Origin of the sequence: Psychrobacter sp. 1Y6, assembly GCF_052258385.2 — a bacterium.
GTDB lineage: Bacteria > Pseudomonadota > Gammaproteobacteria > Pseudomonadales > Moraxellaceae > Psychrobacter.
Window position 1 is genome coordinate 1,451,570 of sequence record NZ_JBQQEW020000001.1, and the last position, 12,615, is coordinate 1,464,184.

The following is a 12,615-nucleotide window of genomic DNA, read 5'->3' on the forward strand; positions in this document are numbered from 1 at the left end:
GCCGCTCTGATTATACGATTACGAAGTTTAGCGCTTTAATTAAAAGGTAAACTGATCAACGTCCATGCTCATGTATGGCTCCACACCAGTGCTGATACGCTGTACGTGCGTAGTAGTACGTGGCAATAGCTTAGCAAAGTAGAACTGAGCCGTTTTAACTTTAGCGTCATAGAATGCTTTTTCGCCAGTACCGTTTGCGATAGCAGTCTGAGCAACCAGTGCCATACGTGCCCATAAGTAAGCTAGAGTTACATAACCGCTGAAATACATATAGTCTACCGCAGCGCCGCCGACAGCGTCTGGAGTTTCAGTTGCTTGCATGCCGATGCGTGCAGTCAAATCGCCCCATTCTTTAAGATGCTTGGCAAGTGGGCGAATGAATTGACCCATCTCGTCATTTTCTTTGTTTTCTTCACAGAATTCTTGGATAACGTTTACAAAGTTCGCAAGTAGCTTACCTTGTGAACCCAAGACTTTACGACCTAGCAAGTCAAGCGCTTGAATCTCTGTGGTACCTTCGTATAAGCAAGAAATGCGCGTATCACGTACGTTCTGCTCCATACCCCATTCGCTAACGAAACCATGACCACCATAAACCTGAATACCATGGTTAGCGGCTTCTAGACCTGTTTCAGTCAAGAACGCTTTAGCAATTGGCGTCAGTAGTGACAACATTTGATCAGCAAACTTCAACTCTTCGCCTTCGCCTTTTGCGACGGTATCTGCAAAGTGTGAGAGATAATAAACTAGCGCACGACCACCTTCAGCAAAGGCTTTTTCAGTCAATAGCATGTTACGAACAGCTGGATGTACGATGATAGGATCAGCTGCTTTCTCTGGTGCTTTCGTACCTGATAGTGAACGCATCGCTAAGCGGTCTTTTGCATAAGTCAATGAACCTTGGAATGCATACTCTGCTGCAGTCAAACCTTGTACAGCAGTACCGATACGTGCTACGTTCATAAAAGTGAACATGCACTGTAGGCCGCGGTTTTCAGGTCCAATCAAGTAACCTGTTGCGCCATCGAAGTTCATGACACAAGTTGCAGAGGCTTTGATACCCATTTTGTGTTCGATAGAGCCACAAACGACATTGTTGCTTTCGCCAATGCTACCATCTGCGTTGACCGTCATTTTTGGGACGATAAACAATGAGATACCTTTGGTGCCAGCAGGCGCGCCTGGTAGACGAGCTAATACAATGTGGATGATGTTGCTGGTTAGATCATGCTCACCGGCAGAGATGAAAATCTTTTGACCCGTGATGCTATAGCTACCATCTTCTTTAGGCTCAGCTTTGGTACGGATAATACCCAAGTCAGAACCCGCATGCGCTTCAGTAAGACACATGGTGCCTGACCATTCGCCAGTAACCATTTTTTCTAAATAGGTTTGCTTTTGCTCGTCAGTACCATGATGCTCGATGGTTTGAATAGCACCATGTGATAGGCCAGGGTACATAGAGAACGACCAGTTAGCCGTACCAACCATTTCATTGATGACAGTAGACAATGAGAACGGCATGTTTTGACCGCCAAAATCTTCTTCAGCAGATAAAGCAGGGAAGCCAAGCTCACAATATGCGTCATAAGCTTCTTTGAAGCCTTTTGGCGTGGTGACCTTACCATTGTCAAACTTACAGCCTTCAGCATCACCGCTTTGGTTCAATGGTGACAGTTCGTTTTCAGCAAAGCTTGCAGCCATTTCAAACAGGCTGTCCATTAGCTCACGGTCAGCTTCTTGGAACGCAGGCAAAGTTTTGTAGTGGCTTTCACTATCGAGTAGTTCATGCATAACGAATTGGATATCACGTAAGGGCGCTTTGTATTGCATAACTTCCTGTCCTTTTTGGAATGTAACCGATCATAGCCAATAATGAGCATATGGTCGCACTATCCTCTAGTGCGTTATTATTACCTAGCCAATCTGAAAATCTAAATAAATGATAAACAGTAAAGCAGGTTAACCATGCTATCGATTACATAAAATAGTGTTAAAAAGAGTGGTGATTGTCAGAGTCAATGAGAGAATAAATGTGCTCTAACAAATTCACTATAAAAGATAGGCTTTCATAGGTGATTATACAAGTTTGGTGACAGGACTGATAAGTCATGAACCTATCTTGCATCGGTTATGCAATCGACGTTAGGCGCTAGGAAACAGCAGCATTAAGCATATGAAAACTCTAACGTTACTAAGACAGATAGTCCTTTATATGATTAGTATTAACGTGAAAAAATGACAGCCAAAAAAATAGCGTTCGCCATAAAGACAAACGCATCGGTATAAATTACAACACTATTTGGTAGAACCAAGCATGCAACCAATATCACAGATATAAATGCAATAAACTGTAATAGGCGTTAAACATGCTCGTATGCTAGGAGTCTTAACATATAGTCGATTCAATTTAGAAGTAGTACAAGGCAACCGAGTGCAGATGTATATGCGATACTTCAAGCGAGGTTAACGCTGTAATAATTTTATAGTGGATGATTATAGTAGTTTATGATCAATAACTTATAGCGAATAGCTTAGCGTTTACTCAGAAGCATTTTGTTTAATCAGCATCGCAGTGGCGACATCAGCAGCCACAGGTTTGCTAAACCAATAGCCCTGACCAATTTTGCAACCCATATCTAATAACACATCGCGCTGCTGCTCAGTTTCGATACCTTCAGCAACGACCTGCATATCTAAAGCGACTGCTAAGTCTAAAATGGCTTTTACAATCGCGTGCTGGGTACGATCGGTTTCAATATTGGAGATAAAGCTCTTATCGATTTTGATAAAATCAAATGGGTATTCTTGCAAGTAGCTCAATGATGCATAACCAGTACCGAAATCATCGAGCGCTAGACGCACGCCAAGCTCTCTAAGCGAGTTAAGCTGTTTTTTTACATTATCATGACGCTGAATCAAAGACGATTCGGTCACTTCGATATGCAACTGATGGGCAGCAACACCATTCTCTGTCAGTAGTGTGCTCACCATGTCAAAGAAGTCAGGGTGGCTGAACTCAGCGGCATCAGCGTTGATACAGACGTGTTGATGAAACCCTTGCTGTTGCCAAACGGCTAGTTGTTTGACGATTTTAATGGCTAGTTGCGAAAACAAATCAAAGGATAGCTTGTGTGCGATAATGGCATTGATAAAATGAATGGGTTTGAGTAATCCGCGAGTAGGATGTTGCCAACGTACCAATGCTTCAAAACCTGTGATAGCCCCAGTCTCTAATGAGAACTTTGGCTGATAATAAGGAACGAATTGACCTTCAAGGGTAGCAGTCCTAAGCTCAGACTCTAGCTCTAAGCTACCAGCGGTGGCGCTTTCAATTGCCTCGTCGTACCAGCGAATATCATCGCCACCATGCTGCTTGACATAGTCCAATGCTTTTTCTGCTTTGGTCAATAAACCGGTTACTTCGTTATCATCTTTTGGAAAACAGCTGACACCCACAGAGATATGGTAGTAAATATTTGCATCTGTCGCATGGCTCTTATCAGTAGAGAAGGGGCGTTCACACATTTGCATAAGTGTGTCTAGCTGATGACGTACCATATTGGCATCTTTAACTTCAAACAGTAGCGCAAAATCATCACCACCAAAGTGAGAAAAAGAGCGTAAATTATGCAGTTTGAGCTTCTCGACTTCTTCTACAAAGTTTTTTATTAAGTCATTGGCACCATCAGGCCCTAGTAGGCTGGCAAGATTGCGATAGCGATCAATATTTAAGCGTACAAGGACAACCTCTTGGTAACTATCCAATAGCATGTCACTTGTCTGACTCAAAAACACCTTGCGGTTAGGAAGCCCCGTAAGCTGATCATAGTTGAGTAAATGCGCGACCTGTTTTTGGTCTTTGATAACGGATGACATATCACGCAACATACCGACATGGTAGGCTGTCTGTTCGACATAAATCTTGCGATAAGTGACATGGCAATCAATAGGTTCGCCATAACGATTGATCATCGAAAAATCAAGTTCGTAAAATCCATGACTGTCTAGGTTTTTACTGATGTCTTTCAAGATCAGCTGCTCTGCTTCTGATAAAAATTCGGCAGCATAAATACCAAGTGGCCGACCAACCAAGAACTCTTCTTTGTAGCCAATCATAAGCTCATAACTGGCATTGACCGCTAAATAACGTAAATTATCATCTAATACAAATATGGCGTCTTCAAGCTGTTCACATAGCGTACTCATCAACTGCTGCTTGATTGATACTGGAATAGTGTCAAAATTGCTCATAATAGTGGCTCACAAAAGATAAGGGCTTATAAAAATAAGAACTGCATTATCAATTTATTAACATTGAGTTAGCATCGCGTTTTACTGTGTACGATACAGAACAGACGTTATTTTTGACTATAAGCATAAAAGATAAAAACTACGATAGTCATACTAATACTTATCAGTTTTTACTAGGTGCTTAAAGCATGTAAAGTAGCTAACGCTACCACTGGTGCAGTCTCGGTACGCAAGACTCTTGTGCCGATTTGCCAAGGCTCAAATCCAACACTCTGTGCCTGCTGACATTCATCTTGACTCAGACCACCCTCAGGCCCGATCAACAGTTTGATATAAGGGGTCTGTTGTTTGAGAGTAACGGGTAAAGCGTTAGGCATGGCAGGCTGTCCTGCTGCTGGTACGCTCATCTGCATACACAGATCTGCAGCGTTTGCTAATACTTGGTAGTAAGGATCACGGCTAAGCACAGAAACGATAGAACTGACGGCCATTTGCGCCTTCGTAACGTCAGTAGCCATAGCTTCAGTAGCCGTAGCCTCAGAATTGGTATTACTTAGCCATTCATTGATAGATTGTGGCGCAAGAATAAGAGGTGGGCGATTAAGACCGCATTGTTCACAAGCGGCGATTGCCACTTGTTGCCAGTGCGCCAGTTTCTTCTCAACTTGAGCGGGTTTCAATGTGACTTCACCATGGTGGCTGCTGAGCAACTGAATAGCAGTCACTCCAAGCTCAGTTGCTTTTTGGATAGCATAGTCCATACGCTCACCACGGCTCATTACCAAACCAATCTGAGTGATAGTAGGCGGCGTACGATCGTCATCTATATGTGTAAGCAAAGTAGCCGTGGCATTTTTTTTACTGATTGCCTGTAGCTCTACTGTATATTCGCCGCCAAATCCATCGAACAAAATCCCTTGATCACCAATATTGGCTCGTAGTACACGGCACCAGTGATGGACTACACTATCTGGCAATTCGACATTGCTACCTAGCGGTAACTCACCCAATTTAGGTAGTGATGAGGCATCAGCATTGTCGTTGTTAACGGCATAAAAAAAACGTCGCACGTGGTCTTATTCCTATTATTTAATTGAGTATAGTTATTATTAGATCTATAGAATATCACTTGAGACAATTAATGACATTTGTTTTATGAGAATTTTTCTTAATAAAGATAATTATTTTTAGAGCAGCATTATTACACAGTGAAGAAATTTTTAAAAATCAAATAAGATAAAGTGTATGAATAAAACGGTAAAGGGTTATTGGTCAAAATTTTGACAATAAAAAACTGGCGCTCCTAGAAGCGCCAGTCATTAATAATGTATTCAGGAATGATCGAGGGATATTCTAGAATGCTTACAAGTTTAAGCGGTCAATCCCAAAGCTTCTACTAAGCGTTTGTTTGGCTCAACTTTGTTCATGCTATAAAAATGCATAGCGGGTACGCCCTCGGCAATCAAGCGTTCACACAAGCGATAAACCACATCAAAGCCAAACTCACGAATAGCCTTACGATCATCACCAAAATCCGTCAACTGTTTGCGTACATAGCGCGGAATATCAGCGCCACAGCTATCAGCAAAACGCAAGAGATTGCTTGAATTGGTAATTGGCATGATACCAGCGACCAAAGGCTGAGCTACTGTGTCAATACCGCGTTTCTCTAACTTATCACGCAAGTAAAGATAGCTGTCAGCGTTGTAGAAAAACTGCGTAATCGACGCATTGGCACCAGCTTGGTATTTATTTACCAAGTTATCGATATCAAACTCAAAGCTCCGCGCTTGTGGGTGCATTTCAGGGTAGGAGGCCACTTCGATATGGAAGTGATCACCTGAATGCTCACGAATGTACTTTACCAAATCTACCGCAAATGGTAGTTCACCCATGCCTACCTGACCTGATGGCAAGTCGCCGCGTAGCGCTACTAAGCGTCTAATACCTAAAGTCTTATAATACTCGAGCAATTCAGCGATTTCACTCTTGTCATCGCCAATACAAGACATGTGCGGCGCGATTTCAGTAGTACCACGTGCACTTAGCGCTTGTACGATATCTAAGGTGCGGCTACGGGTTGAACCGCCCGCACCATAAGTTACCGAAAAATAAGCTGGTGACAACTTATTAAGCTCATCATAAGTGCTGAGAAGCTTTTCGTGACCTTGCTCGGTCTTTGCAGGAAAGAACTCAAAGGAGAAAGCAGGCTTACTCACAGTCAGGCTCCTTTTAGTATTTATAAGCGTCAGGCTTGAATGGACCTTCAACTGGCACACCCAAATACTCAGCTTGCTTTTGGGTCAGCTTAGTTAGCGTACCGTTAAAGCCTGCAACCATCGCAGCAGCTACTTCTTCGTCTAACTTCTTAGGCAATACTTTTACGTATAGGTTGTCAGTACGTTGGTCAGCTGGCAAGTCAGCGAATTTTTCTTCGAACAGATACATTTGAGCCAATACTTGGTTGGCAAATGAGCCGTCCATCACGCGTGATGGGTGACCAGTTGCGTTACCTAGGTTTACTAGGCGACCTTCAGCAAGCAAGATCAAATAATCGTTCTCATCGTCTGAGCGGAAGATTTGATGAACTTGTGGCTTGATCTCAACCCAGCGCCAGTTATCACGCATAAATTGTGTGTCGATTTCGGTATCAAAGTGACCGATGTTACATACCACAGCTCCAGGCTTAAGGGCTGCTAGCATATGACGGTCACAAACGTGATAGTTACCAGTCGTGGTGACGATCATATCAGTGTCTTCAAGCAAGCGCTTGTTGATGCTAGCTGCGCCGCCCGTGTTGTCACCGTCGATGTATGGTGATAATACTTCAAAGCCGTCCATACATGCCTGCATAGCACAGATAGGGTCAACTTCTGAAACACGTACGATCATGCCTTCTTGGCGTAGGCTTTGCGTAGAACCTTTACCTACATCGCCGTAACCGATAACCAAAGCGCGGCGACCAGCAAGGAACATATCGGTAGCGCGTTTAATAGCATCGTTTAAGCTATGACGGCAGCCGTATTTGTTATCATTTTTAGACTTGGTAACCGCATCGTTGACGTTGATAGCTGGTACTTTAAGCGTACCTTTACCAAGCATCTCAACCAAGCGATGAACGCCAGTAGTGGTTTCTTCTGAGATACCATGGATGTTGTCAAGCAGCTCTGCATAATCGCTGTGAATTAAAGCAGTTAAGTCACCGCCGTCATCCAAGATTAAGTTAGCATCCCAAAGTTGGCCTGATGCTTCGCCGCCAACATGGACTTGCTGACGTAGGCACCATTCATACTCTTCTTCTGTTTCGCCTTTCCAAGCATAAACAGAGATACCAGCAGCAGCAATTGCAGCAGCAGCATGGTCTTGAGTTGAGAAGATGTTACATGATGTCCAGCGTACTTCAGCACCTAGCGCGACTAGTGTCTCGATAAGTACGGCAGTCTGAATGGTCATGTGGATACAGCCAGCGATTTTCGCGCCTTTAAGCGGCTGGTCTGCTTCGTAGCGGCGACGCAAGCCCATTAAGGCAGGCATTTCGGCTTCAGCAAGGGTGATTTCACGACGGCCGTAATCAGCAAGGCTGATGTCAGCGACTTTATAGTCAGTGAAAGAGGGATCGATCGTATGGGCAGATGGTGTAGTAGACACTGCGTCCATAATATGCTCCTATCAGTGGTTAACGAATGATAAAAAGAATAAAAACGCAGGTGCCGTTGTTTGCGCTGTGAGCGACCAAAAATATGGACTCTCGACAGTTAACCGAGCCTAACATAACCTGTGATTGCATAACTACAGAATGTTAATGCAGTAAATCACTGTTATGGCGCAACACCTCTCGGAGGTCGTTATTGTAATAGATGAGTGGTTAATTGTCACCTATTGACTGAGATAAATGATAAGCAATCATGGCATAAGCACCTGCGTATTTTTCATAGGTATAAAAAAAGGCCACCTGTAGATGACCTTTTATATTTAAATAAGCGCTAGGTTTTTAATTGCTAAATTAGCTTAGTACCAGTTATAAGTTAAAGAGGTAAAGTAGTTAGTGCCGTCGGTGCTGTATTCTGTGCCGAACTGATTAGATAACGTGTAATCTTCGTCAGTGATATTGTCAACGCGCAAGTTAGCACGAAGATTAGGTGTAATGTAAACAGAGCCACTTAAGTTTAGTAAGGTGTAATCATCTAACTTAGTCGTATTCGCCGCGTCGGAAAATCTTTCGTCAGTATATTTAGCTTCTAACCGCACATCAAACTTTGGCTGTTGATAGCCTACATAAATTGAACCGCTATTTTTAGGGCGGTAAACGAGGTAATTACCGTAGGTAGACTCACCAAATGCAGGTTTTATAGGGTTTCTATCTTCTGCGTCTAAATAATTATATCCAAAGCCAAATAAGAAAGAATTGATTTGCCAATCTGACGTTAAACTTAAGCCTTTGATCTTTGCTTCACCGATATTTTCCCCAGATGCTATTAAGTTTTCTGCATCAGTATGGTAACCAGTAAGTCGTGATAGCTGATTATCAGTGACATACTCCACGAATATTTCGGTGTTCTTAGTGGTTTCAGGTTTTAAATTTAGGTTTTCATAGCCTGGGAAGTATAGATCGTTAAACGTAGGAGCACGAAACCCTGTGGCATAGCTTGTACCAATACGTACACCTTTTAACGGACGTATAGCAGCACCTATATTGTAGGTGCTTTCATTGCCATATTGGGAATTATCATCAACACGGTAATTAGCTTGCAAGTCGTAATACGTGTCGGCTAATTGATAGCCGATAAAAGCACTTTTTATAGTGCGGCTATCGACATCGTATTCAGTAGTAGAGTCTATCTTTTGCTTTAAGTGTTCAAGTCCCAAAATCGCATGACCATCACCTGCTTTAATTTGGCTTTCTAAACGTGCATGGTCTTGTTCAGTATCAAAAACAGTGCTGTTATTTAAATCATTACCATCTTCATAAGTAGAGATTTCATCGATACTACGACCATAGCTTAGCTTAGTAGTAGCAAGATCGTTAGTGTGTTCAATAAATGCTGTTGCTGAACCATTTTTCTGATCACTATGAGCATTAGGATGTACAGCCCCAGTTGTCCAATCAGCAAATCCATCAAATTCAGACGTTGATTTGTTGTATAAAGCGCTTAGACCTGCTTTTACATTAGGTGCGATTTTTTTTGTCACAGCAAGGCTTGCGGAAGTCATATCAAATCCATCGTCATCTGGATTGAAATTGCTTCCAGTTTCGACAGCATTGAAACCATCAGTATCAGTATGACTAATGCCTAAGCTAAGCGTTGTATCTTGATTGGTATATTGACCATTTACTCCCAAGTTATAGAGGTTGTGAGACCCTGCTCCCGCCGTGACTGAAATGTTGTTTTGCTCGATGTTAGAGCCTTTGGTAAATATTTGAATGACACCGCCCATAGCGTCAGAGCCATATATACTAGAGCCTGATGCACCATATAGTATTTCGATACGGTCAATTTGATCAGCAGAAAGTAAGTTTAATGCTGGCGTGCCTAAAGAAATAGAGCTATAGCGGATGCCATCAATAAGTACAAGTATTTGCTTGCTATCGTAACCGCGCATGTAAAAGTTACTAACACTTCCCATACCACCACTTTGAGTGATGTTGATGCCCGGTTGATTCTTTAATACATCTGTTACGGTTTGACCTTGATAACGTTGTAACTCTTCCTTAGTAATTACGCGTGTTTGCGCAATTACATTACTTGTCTTAGTAGGTGTGCGAGTGGCTGTCACGATAATTTCATCAAGCTCAACTTGTGGCAAATTGCTATCGTTGATGGAAGTGTTTTCAGAAGTGGCTGCCATTGCGGTATTTACTGCAAGTAAGCCAAGCGCGCTCAAAATACTTAAACGAAGATAGGTACGTGAAGATGCACGTGATACAGACATAGTCGATTCCAAAGTAATCAAGTTAAAAATGCAGAAATGAGAGGTAACTATTATGACGTAAAAGGGGTCAAAAGTTACAAAAAACAGTATATAAGCAAAACTGCGCTCATTATCTATAAATTAACCTGCTTTATAAACTACTTTAACCTAATGTTTATTCAGGATAGGCTGAATGTTATTCATGTTAGCTTGCTAAATAGTCAGTTAAAAATTACTTTACTTAGATATTCTAGAAGAAATAATTCAACTTTATAAGAGAAGCCTATCCTTAAAAATACCTACTATATTAGAAGCGCATGTAGAGTAAGAAACCAAATATCAATACAGTTAGCTACAAAATTGCGTAATCAAAAGCACTGCTGTTATAAATAATTGTTACTATAGTATGGACGCCACCTGTCATTTATCATGCCATTTTTAAACTAAGAGGTTTGTTTTGTCTATCAAGCATAATCTGACTCCCAGTCCTTCTCCTAATTTATTCTCTGCTATTACTAAGATGCCATTTATAGTCGCGATGCTATTACTGACTATGCTGTTGAGCATTGCCTTGCCAAATAATGCCTACGCTGTTGAGGCTGGGGCTTTGGGAGTGGGTAATGACAGTAGTGGAGAGACAGTAAGTACGCCATTACCTGATTCATTTGGAAGAGATACGCCGCGTCATACGGTACAAGGGTTTATCAGTGCTCTGGGCGAAAATGATTATCTGCTGGCAAGTAATTATCTCAACTTATCTAAGTCCGATAACCCAACGACCGTTGTGCGACAGTTTAAACAGGCACTGGATGCAGGAGGGCGTTTTCAGCCGGATCTACAGATTAGCAATTCACCTGAGGGTAATCTAACTGACCAACTGCCACCTAGCCAAGAAAATGTCGGTGTGATTAATATTGGGGAGCGAAGTGTTCCGCTATTGCTAGAAAGGGTGGTCTCAAAACAGAACGAACAATATTGGCAATTCTCTAGCGATACGCTGACCTCAGTACCAGAGGTGATAGAAAATACTGAGCCGACCTTGGTCTCGCGCTACACCGTTGATTCTTTAGATGGTAAAAAGCTTTTCGGTTATCAACTAGCTGATTTGGTCGCCGCGCTCACCATGATTGTGACTAGCTTTGTACTCACTTATGTCGCGGTATGGTTGCTATACCATTTGTTAAGGATTGTTTATCCGTATTTGCGTGGTACACCATTGCCATTACCTAACAAGGTAATATTGCCACTTTCTGTGGTCATTATGGCATTGATACTATCCGAGGTTATGGTTTATGCAGGCGTATCGGTAACACTGCGTGAGCCGGTCAATCGCTTTACGGATATCGCCTCTTGGCTGGCGCTGACTTGGCTACTATTGCGAGTGATCGATGCGATATTTACCCGAGCGGTAAATCTAAGCTACAAGAAAAACTATACTGAGCGTGTCTCAATTTTGGGACTGCTGCGCAAGGTTGTCAAAGCGCTACTCCTGATATTTGCAGTGATTGTCATTTTTGGTAATTTGGGTTTTGATTTGACCACTGGTATTGCGGCACTGGGTGTGGGTGGTTTGGCGTTAGCCCTTGGTGCGCAAAAGACGATCGAAAACTTAGTTGGTAGTGTTGTAGTGGTGGCAGACTCACCTGTACGTATCGGTGATTACTGTAAATTCGGTACTTACGAAGGCACAGTTATCGATATTGGTATTCGCTCATCGCGCGTACGGACCTTGTCGCGGACGATTGTTACGGTACCAAATGGTGATTTTTCATCGATGCAGATCGAAAACTTTACCTCTCGCGATATGTTTCGTTTTTTCCATTACTTATATATTAAGCGTACCGCTGATCTTGACGTAATATTCAAAATGGTTAATGACTTGGATGAATTTATAAAAGAGCATGATTTGACCAATCAAGAATGGAATCAGGTCAATATTTTGGAGCTGCGCCAAGATTGCTATGTTATTCAGTTGCAAGCTTATGTGAATGCTATTGGTATCATTGAGTTCTATGACAAACAAAACGCTTTGTTTGTAGATATATTAAAGAAAGTCGCGAAATATAAAGTAGAACATGCATTGCCGACTCAGCAGTTGATTGTTAATCAAACGGAGCTTGAACATCATGTGGGAACTAGCACTGATGAATCAGCAGAAGGAAATGAATCAGATAACAGTAGCAACTCTGCTAATAATGAAGTGTCTGATAACAAGGAAGTAAACACAAGCGTATATAGAAAAGATTACAACGACGATGGCGTTAATATTCGTAAAGATAGCGACAAGGCTAAAAATGATGTTGCAAGTCACCACAAATTCTCTATGGCGACCGTCAGCAGAAGTGGTGCGCTTAAGGCACTAAAGCATAAAAGTCATATGCTAAGAAAAAGTAAGTTTAAGCACACTAAAAACAAATCTGGCTTTTCTATATGGAACCAGCCTTAAAAGAG

Annotated in this window: 7 protein-coding genes; 1 reads left to right on the forward strand and 6 read right to left on the reverse strand. The window is 42.1% G+C overall.

Translation table 11 applies throughout. From position 1 onward, the window contains the following. Positions 1-39: 39 nt before the first annotated feature. The 6 genes from ACTXGF_RS19875 to ACTXGF_RS19900 form a co-directional block, all read right to left on the reverse strand. The gene (locus ACTXGF_RS19875) at positions 40-1,833 is read right to left on the reverse strand and encodes an acyl-CoA dehydrogenase C-terminal domain-containing protein (RefSeq protein ID WP_443534274.1); all 1,794 of its coding nucleotides are present in this window, start codon (positions 1,831-1,833) and stop codon (positions 40-42) included. A 708-nt stretch (positions 1,834-2,541) separates the two neighbouring features. Further along, positions 2,542-4,254 (reverse strand): putative bifunctional diguanylate cyclase/phosphodiesterase, encoded by a 1,713-nt coding sequence (locus ACTXGF_RS19880; protein ID WP_443534276.1) that lies wholly within the window; start codon positions 4,252-4,254, stop codon positions 2,542-2,544. 173 nt (positions 4,255-4,427) lie between these two features. Beyond that, entirely contained in the window at positions 4,428-5,324 is an 897-nt protein-coding gene (locus ACTXGF_RS19885) for a 16S rRNA (uracil(1498)-N(3))-methyltransferase (protein WP_443569794.1), read from the reverse strand. Positions 5,325-5,624: 300 nt separating this feature from the next. Continuing rightward, a complete protein-coding gene (gene metF / locus ACTXGF_RS19890; protein WP_101204983.1) occupies positions 5,625-6,473 on the reverse strand; it encodes a methylenetetrahydrofolate reductase [NAD(P)H] in 849 nt (282 codons plus the stop codon). Positions 6,474-6,486: 13 nt separating this feature from the next. Further along, positions 6,487-7,911, reverse strand: coding sequence for an adenosylhomocysteinase (ahcY, locus tag ACTXGF_RS19895; protein ID WP_191113667.1), 1,425 nt, complete (start codon positions 7,909-7,911; stop codon positions 6,487-6,489). 351 nt (positions 7,912-8,262) lie between these two features. After that, positions 8,263-10,185, reverse strand: coding sequence for a TonB-dependent receptor plug domain-containing protein (locus tag ACTXGF_RS19900; protein WP_443534279.1), 1,923 nt, complete (start codon positions 10,183-10,185; stop codon positions 8,263-8,265). Positions 10,186-10,684: 499 nt separating this feature from the next. On the opposite strand from ACTXGF_RS19900, the gene ACTXGF_RS19905 reads away from it, so the two are divergent. After that, a complete protein-coding gene (locus tag ACTXGF_RS19905; protein ID WP_443534343.1) occupies positions 10,685-12,610 on the forward strand; it encodes a mechanosensitive ion channel family protein in 1,926 nt (641 codons plus the stop codon). Positions 12,611-12,615 lie beyond the last annotated feature (5 nt).